At 72.5% G+C, this 17061-nt stretch carries 19 protein-coding genes; 6 read left to right on the top strand and 13 right to left on the bottom strand.

Annotated features, from left to right (window positions below; genetic code table 11):
- Nucleotide 1 precedes the first annotated feature (1 nt).
- The 5 genes from HNR20_RS00170 to HNR20_RS00150 form a co-directional block, all read right to left on the bottom strand.
- Nucleotides 2–1261: a phage tail sheath family protein gene (locus HNR20_RS00170; protein ID WP_184175221.1), complete on the bottom strand. Its 1260-nt coding sequence runs from the start codon at nt 1259–1261 to the stop codon at nt 2–4.
- Between the two features lie 23 nt (nt 1262–1284).
- Nucleotides 1285–1983, bottom strand: coding sequence for a carboxypeptidase regulatory-like domain-containing protein (locus tag HNR20_RS00165; protein WP_184175219.1), 699 nt, complete (start codon nt 1981–1983; stop codon nt 1285–1287).
- Nucleotides 1980–2588: a glycine zipper family protein gene (locus tag HNR20_RS00160; protein WP_184175217.1), complete on the bottom strand. Its 609-nt coding sequence runs from the start codon at nt 2586–2588 to the stop codon at nt 1980–1982. The genes HNR20_RS00165 and HNR20_RS00160 overlap by 4 nt, the downstream gene beginning before the upstream one ends.
- Before the next feature lie 11 nt (nt 2589–2599).
- Entirely contained in the window at nt 2600–2935 is a 336-nt protein-coding gene (locus HNR20_RS00155; RefSeq protein ID WP_184175215.1) for a hypothetical protein, read from the bottom strand.
- A gap of 145 nt (nt 2936–3080) precedes the next feature.
- Nucleotides 3081–3770, bottom strand: coding sequence for an LppM family (lipo)protein (locus HNR20_RS00150; protein ID WP_229687407.1), 690 nt, complete (start codon nt 3768–3770; stop codon nt 3081–3083).
- 327 nt (nt 3771–4097) lie between these two features.
- On the opposite strand from HNR20_RS00150, the gene HNR20_RS00145 reads away from it, so the two are divergent.
- Nucleotides 4098–5099 carry an adenosine deaminase family protein gene (locus tag HNR20_RS00145; protein ID WP_184175213.1) on the top strand — a complete coding sequence of 334 codons (1002 nt, stop codon included), beginning with the start codon at nt 4098–4100 and terminating at the stop codon, nt 5097–5099.
- Here HNR20_RS00145 and HNR20_RS00140 read toward each other — a convergent pair.
- Nucleotides 5069–6232, bottom strand: a complete 1164-nt coding sequence (locus HNR20_RS00140) for an FAD-dependent oxidoreductase (protein ID WP_184175211.1) — start codon at nt 6230–6232, stop codon at nt 5069–5071. The two genes, HNR20_RS00145 and HNR20_RS00140, sit on opposite strands and share 31 nt — an antisense overlap.
- Before the next feature lie 66 nt (nt 6233–6298).
- Between HNR20_RS00140 and HNR20_RS00135 the strand changes: the two genes are divergently transcribed.
- Both HNR20_RS00135 and HNR20_RS00130 read left to right on the top strand, forming a co-directional pair.
- Nucleotides 6299–6928: a TetR/AcrR family transcriptional regulator gene (locus HNR20_RS00135; RefSeq protein WP_229687408.1), complete on the top strand. Its 630-nt coding sequence runs from the start codon at nt 6299–6301 to the stop codon at nt 6926–6928.
- Between the two features lie 222 nt (nt 6929–7150).
- Nucleotides 7151–8278, top strand: coding sequence for an FUSC family protein (locus HNR20_RS00130; RefSeq protein WP_184175209.1), 1128 nt, complete (start codon nt 7151–7153; stop codon nt 8276–8278).
- 46 nt (nt 8279–8324) lie between these two features.
- Here HNR20_RS00130 and HNR20_RS00125 read toward each other — a convergent pair whose 3' ends face one another.
- A complete protein-coding gene (locus HNR20_RS00125; RefSeq protein ID WP_184175207.1) occupies nt 8325–9038 on the bottom strand; it encodes an alpha/beta hydrolase in 714 nt (237 codons plus the stop codon).
- 96 nt (nt 9039–9134) lie between these two features.
- A complete protein-coding gene (locus tag HNR20_RS00120) occupies nt 9135–10124 on the bottom strand; it encodes a LacI family DNA-binding transcriptional regulator (RefSeq protein WP_184175205.1) in 990 nt (329 codons plus the stop codon).
- A 159-nt stretch (nt 10125–10283) separates the two neighbouring features.
- Between HNR20_RS00120 and HNR20_RS00115 the strand changes: the two genes are divergently transcribed.
- The gene (locus HNR20_RS00115; RefSeq protein WP_184175203.1) at nt 10284–11549 is read left to right on the top strand and encodes an MFS transporter; all 1266 of its coding nucleotides are present in this window, start codon (nt 10284–10286) and stop codon (nt 11547–11549) included.
- Nucleotides 11550–11622: 73 nt separating this feature from the next.
- Entirely contained in the window at nt 11623–12519 is an 897-nt protein-coding gene (locus HNR20_RS00110; RefSeq protein WP_184175201.1) for an aldo/keto reductase, read from the top strand.
- Nucleotides 12520–12703: 184 nt separating this feature from the next.
- On the opposite strand, the gene HNR20_RS00105 is transcribed toward HNR20_RS00110, so the two are convergent.
- The 4 genes from HNR20_RS00105 to HNR20_RS00090 all read right to left on the bottom strand — a co-directional run bounded on the left by HNR20_RS00105 (nt 12704) and on the right by HNR20_RS00090 (nt 15313).
- Complete coding sequence (locus HNR20_RS00105) at nt 12704–13372, bottom strand: hypothetical protein (RefSeq protein WP_184175199.1); 669 nt, start codon at nt 13370–13372, stop codon at nt 12704–12706.
- Nucleotides 13373–13436: 64 nt separating this feature from the next.
- Nucleotides 13437–13934, bottom strand: a complete 498-nt coding sequence (locus HNR20_RS00100; protein ID WP_184175197.1) for a hypothetical protein — start codon at nt 13932–13934, stop codon at nt 13437–13439.
- A 100-nt stretch (nt 13935–14034) separates the two neighbouring features.
- Entirely contained in the window at nt 14035–14745 is a 711-nt protein-coding gene (locus HNR20_RS00095; protein ID WP_184175195.1) for a hypothetical protein, read from the bottom strand.
- Complete coding sequence (locus tag HNR20_RS00090) at nt 14738–15313, bottom strand: RNA polymerase sigma factor (RefSeq protein ID WP_229687409.1); 576 nt, start codon at nt 15311–15313, stop codon at nt 14738–14740. Before HNR20_RS00090 ends, HNR20_RS00095 begins: the two co-directional genes overlap by 8 nt.
- Nucleotides 15314–15448: 135 nt before the next feature.
- On the opposite strand from HNR20_RS00090, the gene HNR20_RS00085 reads away from it, so the two are divergent.
- Nucleotides 15449–15784 carry a hypothetical protein gene (locus HNR20_RS00085; protein WP_184175191.1) on the top strand — a complete coding sequence of 112 codons (336 nt, stop codon included), beginning with the start codon at nt 15449–15451 and terminating at the stop codon, nt 15782–15784.
- A gap of 4 nt (nt 15785–15788) precedes the next feature.
- Here the strand turns inward: HNR20_RS00085 and HNR20_RS00080 are convergent, their stop codons facing one another.
- The gene (locus HNR20_RS00080; protein WP_184175189.1) at nt 15789–17036 is read right to left on the bottom strand and encodes an MFS transporter; all 1248 of its coding nucleotides are present in this window, start codon (nt 17034–17036) and stop codon (nt 15789–15791) included.
- Nucleotides 17037–17061: the final 25 nt, after the last annotated feature.

Below are 17061 nucleotides of genomic sequence, written 5' to 3'. Positions count from 1 at the left end.
GTCAGCCTCCGATCGTCTCGGTCTCGGTGCCGCCGGCCCACTGGCTCAGCTTGAACACCACGAATTCGGCGGGCTTGACGACGGCGATGCCGATGTGGGCGATCACCATGCCCGCGTCGCGGACGTCCGCCGGGTTGGTCTCCTCGTCGCACTTGACGAAGAACGCCTCCTCGGGACTGCGCCCGAGCAGCGCGCCGTCGCGCCACACCCGGGTGAGGAACGCCCCGATGTCACGCCGGATCGAGCGCCAGAGGGTGAAGTCGTTGGGCTCGAAGACCATCCACCTGGTGCCGTTGGCGATGGCCTGTTCGATGGCGATGCTGAGTCGCCGTACGTTGAGGTAGCGCCACTCGCTGGCCTCGGCGGCGAGCGTACGGGCGCCCCAGACGCGGATGCCCTCGCCGGCGAAGTAGCGGATCACGTTGACGCCCTTGGGGTTGAGCACGTCGTGTTCCGGTCGGGTGACCAGGTAGCCCAGGTCGACGGCGCCGCGTACGGGTTCGTTGGCCGGTGCCTTGTGCACTCCGCGCAGGGCGTCGGTGCGGGCCCAGATGCCGGCCAGGTGCCCACTCGGCGGGGTGAGTTCCAACTCGCCGCTGATCGGGTCGCGTACCCGTAGCCAGGGGTAGTAGAACGCGCCGAACTCGGACTGTCGGGGCCGGTACGCGGCCCCCTCGTGCCCGCCGGAGCCGCCCGGCTGGGCCGAGCCGCCACCGGAACCGCCCGAGCCTCCGCCCGCCCCCTCGGCCGGCTTGGGGGGTTTGCCGGAGGACGGCGTGGCGACCCGGGTCAGCGCGGCGATGTCGTCGATGTCCGGCGCCGGGTCGCAGATCGCGACCATGGTGCGGGTGCGCTCGGCCATGCTGAGCAGCGCCTCGTGGGACACCGCGTCGTGGAAGCCGGGCGCGGCGATGATCGAGATCTCGTCGACGGCCTCCAGCAGTTGCAGGCCGCCGCGGCGCTGTCCGGTGCCGGTGATCGCGCCGCCGTCGCCGACGTTGACCACCCAGCAGCGGGCGCCTCCGTTGTCCAGGAAACCGAAGACCGCCCGGGCCAACGGGGTGCTCTCCACCCGCTCCCCGCCGGCGAAGAGCCGCAGGAACTCCGTCCAGTTGTTGACCGGCACCGCCTTGCCCAGTTGGGCGGAGCGGTCCGGGGCGACGCCGACGAAGGCGGCGATGCTGGTGCTCGCCGGGCCGATCGGTCGGGCGCCGCTGGGGACCTCCTCGACATAGATGCCGGGGGAGAAGTAGCTGGGCATCGGTCCTCCTGTGCGGGTGGGCGTCAGTGGGTCGGTGGCGCGCAGACGATGACGATGTCGGGTTCGGCGGGGTCGACGTCGGCGGTGAGGACGAGCCCACGGCCGGTCAGCCGGAGCCGGACCGGGTTCGGGTGCTCCGGGTCGTGTGGAACGCCGGCGATCAGGAACCGGCCCTCGGGGTCGGTGCGGGTGGCGGAACCGGTGCTGGGCAGTTCGACGCGCATCGCCGCCAGTGGTTGGTCCTCGGGGCCGACCACCCGGCCGGCGAGGGCGCGTACCTCGAGTTGTCGCAGCCGCAGCGGTTGCAGCACCGGCGGTGCGGCCGGGGTGGGGTGGTCCACCTGTGCGGGTACGTCGATCAGCAGCGCCGGGCGGGGTGCCGTGCCGAACGCCGTCCACAGTGCGGCCTCGCCGGCCTCCAGGACGACCGGGTAGCTGCCGTCGCTCGTCGCGGCGGTGAGCACCCGGTCCAGCCGGGGCAACCCGTCCGGCCCGGTCACGCACAGCAGGTAGCGGACCGTGAACCGGTACGGTTCGCGGACCGCGCCGCTGGAGCGGGTCTGCCGGGCGGGGCGCAGCTCCAGCGGCCAGAGGGTGAGCCCGGCGGTGGCGCCGTCGGTGCGGGGCGGGCCGATCGGGACGGGTTCCCCCGCCGCGCTGGTCAGCCAGGCGGCCAGCTCGGCGGTGGCCGTCTCGATCGGTCCGCGCCCGTCGGTGGTCATCGCGGCGGCGTCCCCTGGATCCGGTACGCGATGGCCTCGTTCCACACGTGCGGGTAGACACCGATCTCGAAGTACCGGGTGAACCGGTTGATCGGCGCGCTGGTGTGGTCGTGGTACAGCAGCCACACCGGGGCGATGGTGAACAGGACGTAGTTCGCCAGCACCAGTGGGATGTAGAGCGGTCCGAGCAGGCGACCCTGGAAGATGTGCACGTCCTCGTGCCGCTGGATGCCGGAGCTGGAGCCGGCGCAGACGGTGCCGATGGTGGTGGCGTAGCGGGGCGAGACCCCCTCCACCACGCTGACCCGGCCGCTGCCGGACGAGGTGGGCCGGTCCAGCGAGTGCCCGAAGATGAGGTGCACGGCCAGGTAGATGGCGCCGACGACCGTGTTGAGCAGGCTCCAGGTGTGGTCGACGACGAAGAGGAAGATGCCGCGGGCGTTTGGCGCGTACACGCCGGCGGACGTCACCGCCCAGCCGAAGACCGCGCCGATCAGCAGGCCCACGACGGCGCCGATCAGCAGGCCGATCGGGCCGCCGGCGAGGAAGCCGAACAGGGCGCCGAGGATGACCTGGACCGCCGCGCTGAGAATTCCGAAGATCATGACGGCACCCCTCAGACCCAGGAGCGGAAGATTTTGGGCTCGCGGCCGCTCGCGAGCTGGGTCGGCGTCGCCTGCCGGTTGCCGGGCGGGAACTGGCTGACGCCGAGCGCGGCGGAGAAGATGACCAGTGCGTTGAAGAACGCGATGACCCACTTCTCGCCACCGGCCTCGTCCGCGAACGCCGCGGTCACATAGGACAGCAGGAGCGCGATGACGATGGCGATCCACTTGCGGAGCTTGTCGCCGCTGGGGCCGATCAGCCCCCCGATGACGTTGGTGGCCAGCAGGGTGGCGGCGCTCGCGCCGGCGATGGTCCCCAGGGCTGCCCAGGTGAAGAGATCGTTCATGACGATCCCCCTTTTCTGCGATGGTGCGACCGGAAAGAGATGGTGGTGAGGTCAGCGCTCCTGGCTGGGAGCACCGTGGCCGGTCGCCGTCGTCTCGGGGGCGGCCGGGGCCGGGCGTGGCCGGTTGAGCCGGCCACCAGGTGGATCAGCCGGGCCCCGGGGCGCCGGCGGGTGGGCCGGGCGGCGGGGTCGGGCCGGGCGCCGCCGGTGCCGCGGGGCGCCGGCGGCGCAACAACAGGAGTACGCCCACCGCGCCGAGCAACAGCACAACGAGCACGCCGCCGACGACCAGCGGACATCCGATCCCGCCTTCGTCGCTGGCGGCGGCCGGCGAGGCGGACGGCCGAGGTGGCGCCTCGGCAACCGCCCGCAGCTCGGCCGGCTTGTTCTGGTTGGGGTCCACCTTCCAGCTGACCGACCGGCCGTTGACGGTGCCATTGCTGTCGATCACGCGGCCCGGAAACGTCACCGAGATCTCGAACGACATCAGCGTGAGGAATGCCTGCTGCTGTTGCGGATTCTGCTGCGCAACCTTTCCGCCGTATTTCGACGGGTCGAGCGGCAATGTGAAACGGTACAGATCGCCGTCCCGGACAAGTTTCACGCTCTCCGTGTCGAAACCTGCCAGCGGCGCCTTGTGATAACTGATCTGGGTACCGAAGAGTTTGTCGTCCGCATAGCCGGTCTCCTCGCCCTGCGGCAGGGCGGGAACGTCCTGTCGCAGCTCGGCGAACGCCGCCTGAATGTTCTTGTTCCGCTGGCTCAGCAGGGACTTCTGGGCCGTCAGCAGCAGCTGCCCGTCGACCGTGTCGTCGGCGTTGACGGTGAGCCCCATGTTGAGTTGCATGCAGCTGCTCAGTGCGGCGAGAAGAAGGAGACACACCGCGACGCGGAGTGCCTTACCGCGGTTGACTCTCCTGTTCATGCGATCAGTGTGTGTGATCACTTTCACCACGAGCAGTCAGCGATCGGTCACAACGCAGTCGCCGATTGTACCGACGTACTGTCATATTTGACCGGGTCCTTCGACGGCGCAATTGACTACCCTGGAGTTTTGGGCCAAGCACGGTTTCGCGGTGATGATCCCTCACGCGGGGGAGGCCGGCCCGGGTTGGGGTGGGGCAGGCTGGATGCCCCCGCTCGGCCACCCCGGAGGACCGCGATGACGCCGGCTCAGCGCCACGCCCCGAAAATCGAACTGCACGTCCACCTGGAGGGAACGGTCCGCCCGGCGCTGCTCGCCGCGCTGGCCCGCGGCCATCGCCTCCCGGTGCCGGCCGAGACGCCCGGGACGTTCGACGACCTGTACGACTTCATCGCCACCTGGAACGCGATGACGGTGGTGCTGCGTACGCCGCAGGACTACCGGCGTGCGTTGCTGGCCTACGCCGCGGAGGCCGCCCGCGACGGCGCGGTCCACCTGGAACCGATCGTGGACGCCGAGGAACGGCTCGGGTTGGACGGCTGGGCGAACGTGCTCGCCGCCCTGGTCGACGCGGCGGCCGAGGCCCGCGAGTCGTACGGGGTCTCGATCGGGTTGACCCCGCAGGTCTGCCGAGGCCACGACATCGACTTCACCGAGGCGGCGGCCCGTGTCGCCACCCGTTTCGCCGGGCGGGGCGTGGTCGGTTTCGGGTTGTCCGGGGCCGAGGGGCGGCACCCGACGATCCCGTACACCCGGATGGTGGACCTGGCCCGCGACGGCGGCCTGCCGTTCGTGCCGCACGCGGGCGAGGCGGCCGGGCCGGAGGCGGTCCGCGAGGTGCTGGCGATGGGCGCGGTCCGAATCCGGCACGGTGTACGTGCCGTGGACGATCCGGAGCTGGTCGCCGAGTTGGCCGGGCGGGGCATCGTGTTGGACGTGACGCCCACCTCCAACCTGCGCCTCGGGGTGGCCCGAGCGGACCGCCCCCATCCGTTGACCGTGCTGACCGACGGCGGGGTCGCCTGCTCGGTGTCCACTGACGACCCGGCCATCTTCGACATCACCCTGGCCGACGAGTACGCGCTCGCCGCCCGGCTCGGAGTGGACGCCGCGACCGCCTACGCCGCCGGCCTGCGCGGCATGCTCGGCACTGCCGCTGACCACGCCCGACTGGTGGCGGTGGGGGAGCGGGCTTACCAGGGGGCGACTCAGCCCGCCGGAGGACTCCAGTCCGCATAGCGGGCCATGCCCCGCAGGGCGGCCCGGGCCGGGGTGAGCCGTAACGCGGTGTCCCGCACCGCGACGGCGAGCGGGTTGCGCAGTTGCTGGCCGTACCGGCCGGCATTGAAAGCGGCCCGCGCGATGGCCTGGCTGCGCGGGCGACGCTGCTCGTCGTACGCCGCCAGGGCGGCCGGCACCTCCTCGGCTCCGCCGGCGCAGACCGCGCCGAGCACCACCGCGTCCTCGATGGCCTGCCCGGCGCCCTGTCCGAGGTTGGGTGTCATCGCGTGGGCGGCGTCACCGAGCAGTGCCACCCGTCCCCGCACGTACGAGGGCAGCGGCACGGCCAGGTGGTGGATGTCGTTGCGCAGGACGACTCCGGGTGGGGTCGCCGCGAGTAGCGCCGGGATGGGGGAGTGCCAGTCCCCGAAGCGTTCCCGCAGGGCCGCCAACTCGTCGGGGGCGTGGCCGCCGGGCGGGGCGTTGAGCGCGCCGTACCAGTAGACCTGGCCGTCGCCGAGCGGCACCATGCCGAACTCGGCTCCCCGACCCCAGCTGATCGCGGCCGGGACCGGGTCGGGAAACGCGATGGCGGCGCGCCAGGCCGTCGACCCCGCGTACACCGGGGCGGGGTGTCGCGGCCAGAGCTGGGCGCGGACCTGGCTGCGCAGGCCGTCGGCGCCGACCACCAGGTCAGCGTCGATGGTGTGCGGGCCGGCGGGTCCCTGGTAGCGCACCTTGGCGCGGTCCGGGCCGGACTCCACGTGCTCCACCTCGGCGCCGGTCCGCAGCGACGAGGCGGGCAGCGCCTCGCGCAGGGTGCGGTGCAGCGTGGCCCGGTGTACGCCGAGTGCGGTGGTGCCCAACTGTCGGGTCATCTCCGCCCCGTCCACCCGGGACAGCCACCGCCCGTGCCGGTCCCGGATGCCGCCGGGCGTCTCGGCGTGCCCACCGCGGCGCACGGCCGGGCCGAGGCCGAGGGCGTCCAGCCCGCGCAGTGCGTTGGCCATCAGGGTCAGGCCGGCGCCGACCTCGCGCGGCTGGGCGGCACGTTCCAGCACGGTGACCCGCCAACCGCGCCGGTGCAGGGCGAGCGCCGCGCTCAGCCCGCCGATGCCGGCGCCGACCACCACCGCGTGTGAGTCGTCCATGTCGATCACCTTTCTACACCTGTAGAAGAGTGATACTACCTGCGGAACCCTGGAAGAAGGAGTGCCGTGACGGCCCGCACGAACCGGATCGCGTTACTGACCGACGCGGCCATCGAGTTGATCGCCGACGGTGGGATGCGAGCGCTGACCCACCGGGCGGTCGACGGCCGCGCCGGAATGCCGTCCGGCACCACCTCCGCCTACCTGCGGACCCGACAGGCGTTGATCGAGGCCGTGGTGGGACGGCTCGCCGAACGGGACCGGGCCGACCTGGCGGAGTACGACCTGCCGACCGGCCCGCCGCCCCCGCCGCCCGCGTCCCGTCTCGACGGCAACGACCTCGACGGGCTCGCCGTCGGCGTCGCCGAGGTGCTCGACCGCTGGCTGAGCACCGGGCGCAGTCGGACCCTGGCCCGTTACGCCTGCCTGCTGGAAGCGGTGCACCGGCCTGAACTGCGGGGCATCCTGCAGCACGGCACCGGACTGCGGGTGCAGGCCCGGGACCTGCTGACCCGGGCCGGGGCCACCGACCCCGACCGGCAGGGCGACCAGTTCGTCGCCTTCGTGGACGGGCTGCTCTTCGACCGGCTCGTCGGCGCGGGCGCGCTCAGCGCCCCACAGCCCGGGAGCGCGGCCAGCCGTGCCGACCTGAGCGCCGCGGTCCGTACGCTGCTGCGCGCCCTGACCGGGAGCTGACCGAGCCGCCTCCGGTCGGCGATCAAGACACCGGCATTCGGCGGGCTCGGGTCAGCCGGCCGTCACCCGGTCCCGCCGCCACGCCGGGCGGGGCGCGGAGCAGCCCCGGCGAGCAGGTCCTTCGTGTGGTGGGAGACGATCACCCAGGGGCGTCGCGGGTTGACGGCGCGGTGCCGAGCCGGGTCACGGAAGCCCGGCCAGCGCGTGTGGGGGAGGGTGGCGATGGTGCGGTTCAGCGGGCTGCGGACGGCCGGCGAGCGGCTGCGGCACGGCTGGCGGCCGGTGCTGGAGGCGACCGTCTCGGCGACCGTGGCCTGGCTGCTGGCCACCCGACTGCTCGGGCACCCGCAACCCTTCTTCGCGCCAGCCGCAGCGCTGATCGTTCTCGGCCAGGCCCGGGGGCAGCGCGTCCGCCGGGCCGTCGAGGTCGTTCTCGGGGTCGCCGCCGGGGTGCTCGTCGCGGACCTGGTGGTGCAGGCGCTCGGTCCGGGTACCAGCTGGACGGTGTTCACCGTCATCCTGCTCACCGTCCTCCTCGCGGTGGCCTTCGGCGCCACCGCCGTGACGCTGGTGCAGGCTGCGGTATCCGCGCTCTACCTGGTGGTGGTCGCGCCGCCGGACGGGTCGCTGGTGCCGTTCCGCTTCGTCGACGCGCTGATCGGTGGCGCGGTCGCGCTCGCGGTCAGCCTGCTGGTCGACGTCCGGCACCCGATGGCACCGCTGGTCGCCGAGGTGCGGCGAACCTTCGACGAGCTGGCCGGGTTGCTGGGCGAGATCGCCGACGCGCTGGACCACCGCGACGAGGCCGCCGCGGTCGCCGCGCTCCGGCAGGCCCGGGGGATGGACGCCCGGGTGGACGGGCTGCGCAACGGCGTGCTGGCTGCCGGTGAGGCGTTGCGGCTCAACGTCCGGCGGCGCCACCACATTGGCCGACTGAGGTCGGTGGACGAGTCGATCCGACAGATCGACTATGTGGTTCGCAACGTCCGGGTGCTGGCCCGGGCCGGCGTGACACTCAGCCGGCTGCACACCCCGGCGCCGCCGCCCGAGCTGGGTGCCGCCCTGCGGTCGCTGGCCGAGGCGGTCCGGCAGGCCGGCGCGGCGCTCGCCGCCGACCTGGACGGGCACGACGAGACCGCCGATCGGCACGCCACCCGGGCCGACGAGGCCGCCCTGGCCGCCGTGCACACCGCTGGGCAGCTCTTCGGCTCCACGCAGACGCTCCCACTGGCCATGATCATCGGCCAGGTTCGTGCCACGGCCATCGACCTGCTGCGCGGCGTGAACCCTGAGGACGACGCCGCCGTCCTCGCCCGCGTCGACGAAGCCCTGGGCCTCCCCGCAGTCTGACGTCTCCCCGAGGTCGAGTGCTGCTGAGTGGTCCTCACCGGGGTCCTCAGGGTGAGGGTGGGGTGGTCAGCCAGGCGGTGGCGGTATCGCGGATTGCGGTGGGGACCTCGTGGCCGCCGTGAAACTCCTCGTAGGTGACGTCGTAGCCGAGGCCGTGCAGGTGTGGGACGAGCCGGCGGCTGCACACGTCGATGGGCAGCACGCGGTCGTCGACACCGTGTGACACGAAGATCCGTGGACGGCCGTGAGTCGCCGGAGGCGCGGCGAAACCGGGCGAGAAGGCCAGCACCGCGTCGATCAGGTCGCCGTTGGCCAGGCCCAGCGACAGCGCGTACGAGGCGCCGTCGGAGAAGCCGCCCAGCGTCACGTCGCGCACCGGGTAGCCGTCGAAGGCGGTCGCGAGCAGCCCGTCGATGCGCCGCACGTCCGCCCCGAAGCCGCCAGCGATCAGGTCCCAGCTCGCCGCCGACGACTGTGGGGCGACCAGCAGCAGGTGGTGCGCGTCCGCGACGGGCAGCAGCAGGTCCAGCCCTTGCCGCGCCGAGCCGCCGGCACCGTGCAGGAGCAACACCAACCGGTACGCCGAAGTGTCCGTTGCCGGCTGCGGGGCGTACGCCATCGCCAGCCGCTCACCGTCCGGGCCGGTCATCGGCACGAGCCCGGTGGGCGCCGCCGTCACCGGCCGGTGACGGCGGGCGGTCAACCGACCGTGCCGGGCACCCTGCGCTGGGTCCCGGTACGACGGGGATGAGTCGGGCATGGCTCATCCTCCTCGCGGTCACCGGAATGCCCGACGCGGTTACCCGGCGGCCCTGACGAATAACCCCTGGCGGGCCGCCCTGTCTGACCGTCGGGCTCAGGCGCTGGCGCGGGCTACCAGAACGGACGGGAACAGAGTCTCCGGCGCGGCGGGGCGCCCGTCCAGCAGTGCCGTGGCCGCGGCGACGGCGATCCGCCCCACCGGGTGGCTCGCGGTGGTCAGCGCGGGGGCGGTCATGCCAGCAAGCGGGATGTCGTCGAAGCCGGCGACCGCGACGTCACCCGGCACGCGCACACCGGCGTCACGCAGGCCCGCGATCACCCCGAGCGCGGTGTCGTCGCTGATCGCGTAGATCGCGTCGACGTCCGGCCAGCGGTGCAGTGCCTCGCCGGCGGTCACCCGCCCGCGTGCCGCGGTGAAGTCCCCGGGTAGCTCCCGCTCCGGTAGGCCGGTGAGACTCATGAGTCGGCGGTACGTCTCCACGGGGCGTTGCGCGCAGGGCAGCCACCTGGGGCCGGTCACCATGGCGATCCGGCGGCGACCCGTGGTGTACAGGTGGCGCAGCACCGCGTCGGTGCCGGCGGCGTTGTCGACGTCGAACGATGGCACCGTCTCCGAGCCGATGCCGATCGAGACCACCCGGCCGCGTAGCGACCGTGGCACCGCGTCCAGCATGTCCTCGGTGGTGTTGACGAGGATCACCCCGCAGACGGTGCGATCCGCGCCGAGCTGGTCGAGGCCGCGTGAGTCGCCCAGTGGCAGCCAGTGCAGGGCCACCCCGACACCGGCGGCCGTGCAGACCCGGGCGGCCGAGCCGACCACGTGGTGGACGTACGGGTCTTCCAGCACCGCCGCGCTGGTCCCCAGGGCGGCCACGACCAGTCGCACACCGCCGCCGCGGACCAGCGCCCGGGCGGCCGGGTTGGGGACGTAACCGAGTTGGTCGACGGCGGCCGTGACCTGCTGCCGGGCGGCCGGCGACGCGAACCCCGTGCCGGCGATCACCCGCGACGCGGTGGACCGGGACACCCCGGCGACCCGCGCGACGTCCTCGAGGGTGGCCGGTCGGTGTGCCGCTGTCGTCATCGTCGCCTCCTGCGGCGGCCCATCCGGTCGGACAAACGCCTGCTCACATAATGCCCCGCCCGGCCCAGCGCCGGTAAGGGGCGTATCCGCTTGTGGTGGTAGCGCTCTCAGGTGTGCGATCGTCCCAGGAGATCACCCCGAGGAAGAGGACCTGCCTTCGTGAGCGCCCCCACCAGTCGACCCGTTGCCCCGGACACCGCGCCGCCGCCCTCGCGGGCTGTGTTGCTCGCCCGCAACGGTGTCGCTGTCACCTTCACCCTCAACGGTCTGGCCGTTGGTAGCTGGTTCTCCCGGGTGCCGGCGGTCCGTGAGGCGTTGGACCTCTCCGCCGGCCGGCTCGGGCTGCTCCTGCTGGCGATGAGCGTCGGCGCGCTGCTCGCCATGCCCACCTCCGGGCTGCTCGCCCAGCGACTCGGCGCGGCCCGCACGGTGGCCCTGGCGACCGTGCTCGTCGCGATCGGCCTGACCGTGGCGGGGCTGGGTGCCACGATGACCGGGTCGTTCGCCATCGTCGCGCTCGGGTTGGCCGCGTTCGGCTACGGCTCCGGCGCCTGCGACGTGGCGATGAACGTCGAAGCCGCCGCGGTGGAACGGCGGTTGGGGCGTACCGTCATGCCTCGCTTCCACGCGGCGTGGAGCCTCGGATCGGTGGCCGGCGCGGCGCTCGGTGCCGGGGCGGCACGCTTCGGCGTGCCCGTCGGCGCGCATCTCGTCGCGGTAGCGGTGGTGGTGTTGACCGGCACCCTGCTCGCCGCCCGGAAGTTCCTGCCCATGGCGGGAAGCGACGCGGCCGGGGACCCGGCGGACGACACCCCGGCTGCTCGCCGCCGCGCGCAGCTCGCCGCCTGGCGGGAGCCGCGCACCCTGCTGATCGGGCTGTTCGTGCTGGTGGCGGCGTTCACCGAGGGTGCCGCCAACGACTGGTTGGCCGTTGCCTTCGTGGACGGTCGGGACCTGAGCGAGGCGGCCGGCGCGGCGGTCTTCGGTGTCTTCGTCGTCGGAATGACCGTCGGGCGCACCGCGGGTACGGTCGCGCTGGACCGGTGGGGTCGCGTGCCGGTGCTCACCGGCACCATCGGGCTCGCCGTCGTCGGGGCCGGCCTGGCCGTGCTGGCCGGGTCGGGGCCGGTGGCCATCGTCGGCGTCGCGCTGTGGGGTCTCGGTGCGTCGCTGGGCTTCCCGGTCGGGATGAGCGCGGCGGCCGACGAGGAGGCGCACGCGCCGGTGCGGGTCAGCGTGGTCGCGGTGATCGGCTACACCGCGTTCCTGGGTGGGCCGCCGTTGCTGGGGCTGCTCGGCGACGAGGTCGGCACCCTGCGCGCGCTGCTGGTGGTGCCACTGCTGCTGCTGCCGACCCTGCTGCTGGTGCGGGTGCTGCGCCCGCCGCACACCGCCGAGACGGTTCCGTCAGCACACAAAAACTAACCCACGTCGTCCCCGAGCGGTATCGGGTGCGCGGCCGACTGCGCCGCGTACCCGTGCTGGCTAAGGTCGCCGGATGCCAACCGACGAGATCACCGCCGCCGCGGCGGGCACCTGGACCCTGGGCGACCGCACCGTGCACCGGATGGGCTTCGGCTCCATGCGGATCACCGCGAATCCCGACCGCGACCGGGCTGTCGCGCTGCTGCGCCGTGCCGTGGACCTGGGCGTCAACCACATCGACACGGCCGCGTTCTACGTCTCGCCCGGCGGCACCCTGCAGGTCGGCAGCGGCCCGCCGCGCTACGCGACCGAGCTGATCCGCGTGGCGCTCGCCCCGTACCCGGAGGATCTGGTGATCGCCACCAAGGTCGGCTTCGGGTACGACCCGGTGGCCGGCTTCACCGAGGCGTTCACCCCGGCGCAGTTGCGCGCTCAGGTGGAGGAGAACCTGCGTCGGCTCGGCCGCGACCAACTCGACGTGGTGAACCTGCGCCTCGGCCGGGGACCGGGCGCGGTGCCGTTGGTCGACCGGTTCGGGGCCCTCGCCGAGTTGCGTGCCGCCGGGCTGATCCGGCACCTCGGGCTCTCCAACGTCCGGCCCGAGCAGTTGGACGAGGTGGCGGGCATCGCGCCGGTGGTCTGCGTGCAGAACAACTACGGGGTGGACGCCTACCGGGAGCAGGACGAGTTCGTCCGGGTCTGCGGCGAGCGGGGCATCGCCTACGTGCCGTTCTTCGCGGTGGCCGGCACCGGTCGGGAGTCGGGGGCGAGCGGCGTGCAGGGCGAGGCCGTCGAGGCGGTGGCCCGCGCCCACGGCGTCACCCCACAGCAGGTACGCCTGGCCTGGACGCTGCACCAGGGTCCACACGTGCTCGCCATCCCCGGCACCGCAAACCCGGACCACCTGGCCCAGAACATAGCGGCCGCAGCCCTGCCCCTGACCCCCCAAGACCTGACCGACCTCACCTAACCCCTCCAGCCCTCCCCGGGCCCGCCCGGCCCTTCCCGGCCCCTCCCGGCCCCGACCCGCCCCTGTTGATCATGAAGTTATTGCCATCCCGTCCGGCGTGTCGGGGCAATAACTTCATGATCAACAGGGCGGAGGGGGGCACGGACGGGGCCGGGCCGGGGTTGGTGGGTGGGGTTGGGGTGGGTTAGGGGTGGAGCCAGACTCGGAGGGGGCCTGTTGGGGTGAAGCCTGCTTGCAGGGCTGGGGTCAGGTCCGGGGCGGATTCGTAGCCGACAAGTGTTGCTGCGGGCAGGGTGGCGCAGACTCCGTGCCAGATGTCCAGAGGGTCGTCGGTGTGGGTGAACAGGTTGGAGACGCCATACCCGTCTCCGTCGCCGTTGAGCACCGCGCCACCGGTGAGCACACCTCGGTCGTCGTGGCGGGCGAGCACCCGTACCCGCGGGTCGGCCAGGAGCGCGGGGCGGAACAGCTCCCCGCCGCCGTGTGCCGCCGCCCACGCCGCCAGCTCGTCGGGCGTGGCGACCGGGTCGAGCGGTTCGTCGACCGCTGGCTTCGCCGGTTGCCGGTGGATCCACTGCGCGTCGAAGAGCACCCGGAACCCGTACCCGGACAGGTCGAGGTCGGCGAAGCTGTCCTTGACCGAGGCGCCGGACCCCGCGTCGATCCGGGCCAGCAGCGCCTCGGCTTCGGCACCCGGCCGCAGGGTGACCGCGTCCGGATACCACGGCGGGGAACGGCGGGGGACCGACCAGGCGTCGGCGTCGGTACGGCCGGCCAGCCCGTGACTGCGGCAGACGATGTCGCACCACTCGGCGTTGTTACGGGCCGCCGCCACCCGCGGGTCCTTCAGCACCACGGCAGCCTAGGCCGCCCAGCGGACGACCCGGACACGACGCCTCGGGACGCATCGCAGCAGCTCATGGGGCGTAGATCAGGTCCATCGTGTCGGTGTGCCCGGACCAGCGCAGGTCGAGGTGCCAGCAACCGGCCTGCGGCATGTCGATGATCGACGGACCGGGACCGCCGGCGACCTCCCGGGTCACCCTGGTGTCGGTGCCGTCCAGTGTCCCGGTGATCACCAGGGTTGCCGGTGACGTCGGGTCGGGCGAGGTCGTGGAGGCCTGGGCCACCCACAGGATCTTGTTGTTCGACCCGTCCTTCCGGTCCAGCCGCAACGGATGAGCGAACAGCACCGCCACGATGTCACCCTTCGCACCGAACACGTGCGGTACCCGGGCGTCCCCGCTGAACCCGGCGTCCGCCCAGTCGGGCAGCGACTCCGTCTCGACCCGCGAATCGCAGCCCGCGCTGGCGGTCGCGCCGGTCGGCGTGGCCGACCCGCCGCTGGTCGTGGTCGTGCACCCCGCCAGCAGGACCATCGACGACGCCAGCATCAACCTGCCCCATGCACCCATCTCGCCCCTCCCGGTACGCCGGCCTCGACCTCGGCCTGGAGCAGACCGAGCGTCGACGAGCCGTCGTATCTTCACGACACCGGCCGGGCCCGCCAGGTTCCTACCGCAGCGACCGGGCGACCTCGATCGCCTTGGCCTTGGTGAGGGCGCCCTCAAGCCGGTAGCTCACATCGTCGTCCTGCCAGATCAGGGTCGAGGCGGCCAGCCGGGCGGTCTCTTCGCGGACCTCTCCCGCACGGTCCACGTACGACAGCACGTGTGGGCCGTCGACCCACACGGCGAAGTTGCCGTTGACCTGGACCCAGTCCACCCCTGGTGGGGTGGCCTCCTTGTGGAAGGCCAGGTTGAGATGGCCGTCGAACGCGTCGACGCGCAACGCTCCGCCGTCGTAGAGCAGCGTCGCCACCCGGTAGTTGCCCGTGGGGTCGGGGTCGGCGACCAGCACCTGCTCGGGTGGACCCAGCTTCGCCGGTAGGCGGATCGGGAACCGCACGGCCCGTTCCGCCTCGTCCAGGGTGACGGCCCGCTGCCCGGGCAACGGCGACGGCATGCTGCTGGGCCGCGTCGGCGCGGATGAGGTGGCAATGCTGACGCCGGCGAAGCGCAGCAGCCCTGTGACGGCGTCGGCGATGGCGGCACGTGTCGGCGGTAACACCGCCACCAGGAGCGCGACGAGCGCCACCGCGGCGATCGAGCGCCACCGGGGCGCGGGCCTGCGCAGCCGTACGCGCACGCGCGCGCTCACGTCGGGCGGGTCGGGTGTCTCCAGCCAGGCGGACAGGTCGCGCAGTTCCCGTTCGAGGTCACCCATACCGGACCTCCTCGCGGTCGAGCAGGCCGCGAAGCTTCGCCAGGGCCCGAGACGTACGCGACTTCACCGTGCCTCGGGGCCAGCCCAGTGCCGTCACCGTCTCCTCCTCGCTGAGATCGAGGAAGAACCGGCAGACGATCACCTCGCGATCCCGTACCGGCAGTTGACGCAGGGCCTCGACCAGCGCGGCCCGGCGCTCCCCGGCGAGGACCGCGCTGACCGCCCCGTCCTCGGCGACCTCCGATGTCGGATTCGCCGCCGCCGCCCGCAGGACGAGCCCGTCGCGCCGACCGCGGGACCGGTGCAGGTTGCGGGTCTCGTTGGCGACGATCGCGAGCAGCCATGATCGGAACGACGACTCGCCCCGATAACGGGACAGCTTGCGGTACGCCTTCACGAACGCCTCCTGGGTGACGTCCTCGGAGTCCGAGCCCGCCCCGAGCAGCACCGCCGTCCGGTACGCGGACGCGGTGTGCCGGGCGACCAGGAGGTCGTACGCCTCCAGGTCACCTGCCCGAGCGCGGGTGACGAGCGCGTCGTCGTCCAGGGGAACCTCCGTTCCGGTCACACCCATGACACCGCTCACGCGCTGCGGGTTCCAGCTCCGGGTTCTCGAAACGGGTCAGGTGTCTCCCATCCGGCGTGCAGCGTATTTCCAGGAATCGGTGCTGCACTGGAGGGGCGTCGAGGAGAGGGGCTGGGCATGAGCTGGTTCAACCGCCGGTCACGGGGCGCTGAGGCGACCCCGACGAAGCTGGACCGGGAGGCGACCCGGGATGATCTTGCCGCGCTGGAGTCGTTCATCGCCTCCCGGCAGGGGGTGGAGTTCTACCTGGAGCCGGAGACCACCGCGACGGACACCACCGTGGTGGCGATCGCCCACGACGGCGAGTGGATCCGTCGCCGTACCGGCACGCCACGCGCGGCGGGGGCCATCGCCCGCAAGCACGCGGTGCCGCTGTACGAGGCGGCGCGCACCGGTTACCCGGAGCGGATGCGGGTGTGGAACCGAGCCCACCCGGAACGGCACGCTCGCTGAGTTTTCACAGCGCAGCTTCCTGAGAGGCGGTCGCGCGGGCTTCCATCTGCCGGAATTCGGGCGATGTGACCGTTCGTAACGTCGCGGCGAGCACGAGGGCGCAGAGAGCAGCTCCGCCCCAGAAGACCGCTCTTACGCTGACCAGTTCCGCGGTGAGGCCAGCGAGCAGAGCCCCGAGCGGCATTGATCCCCAGCTGGTCAGACGGCTGACCCCGCTGTAGCGCCCCATCATCTCGTCGGGCACGACGAGTGCGCGCAGCGAGCTGTAGGTGACGTTCCACGCGCCGGAGCCGGCGCCGCCCAGGAAGGTCGTTACCGCGATCAGCCTTGGAGACGAGGAGAACGCTGGCGTTGCCAGCAGCACGGCGAAGCCCGCCATTGACGCGGCGAGGACGACCCGCCGTCCCAGCCGACGGGTGAGAGCGGGCGCGGCGGCGGCTCCCAGGACGCCGCCCATTCCGAGGGCGCCGATCAGCAGGCCGTACTCCGAGCGGCTCAGGTCCATCGGTCCGGGTGCGACCGCATAGACGACGATGACCGCCATCCAGGCCGCCCAGCATCCGCTCGCCGCGCCGGCCACCAACAGCAGGGTCCGCAGAATTCTTGCCTGCCATACGTATCGGATGCCCTCCCGGATGTCGGCACGGAGGCCGGGAGCGTTCGTCGCCGATCTGCGGTGACCGTCGCTGCGGTAGTGACCGGTCATGACTGCCAGAGCGAGCAGTGCGCCTGCGTAGCCGACGCCGCCGGCGCCGAGCGCGACGGCCAGTCCGGCGGCGGCCAGCAGGCCACCCAGAGGCGGCCCGATGAACTCGTTGGCCGCGGTCTCGGTCGCCGTCAACTTCGCGAACGCGGATTCCATGCGATTGCGGGGTATGACCATCGGCACGATCGACATCCGGGTGGTGTCGGCGAACACCTCGGCGGTGCCGAGGAGCAGTGCCCCCGCGTACAGGCCGGCCAGCGGCAGCATGTCCGCGAGGATGCCAACCACGAGTACGGCGAGGACCAGGGCGCGCGCGGCGGCCATCCTGATGATCAGGCACCGGCGGTCGACTCGGTCGGCGAGCGCGCCGGCTGGCAGTGCGAACAGCAACCAGGGCAGGGTGTTGGCCAGGGTGGTGCCGGCAACCAGCGCAGGGGAATCCGTCATCGAGACGGCAACCAGAGGCAGGGTCAGCTTGACGACGCCGTCGGCCAGGTTGGTGACCGCGGTACCGGCCCACAGTGCCGTGAAGTTCCGCGCGCTCACGGTCGTCGGATCGTATGGTCGGCTG

The organism is Micromonospora parathelypteridis (assembly GCF_014201145.1).
Taxonomy (GTDB): Bacteria; Actinomycetota; Actinomycetes; order Mycobacteriales; family Micromonosporaceae; genus Micromonospora; species Micromonospora parathelypteridis.
Note: the sequence above shows the minus strand (reverse complement) of the source record. Positions and strands in the feature narration are given on the sequence as shown.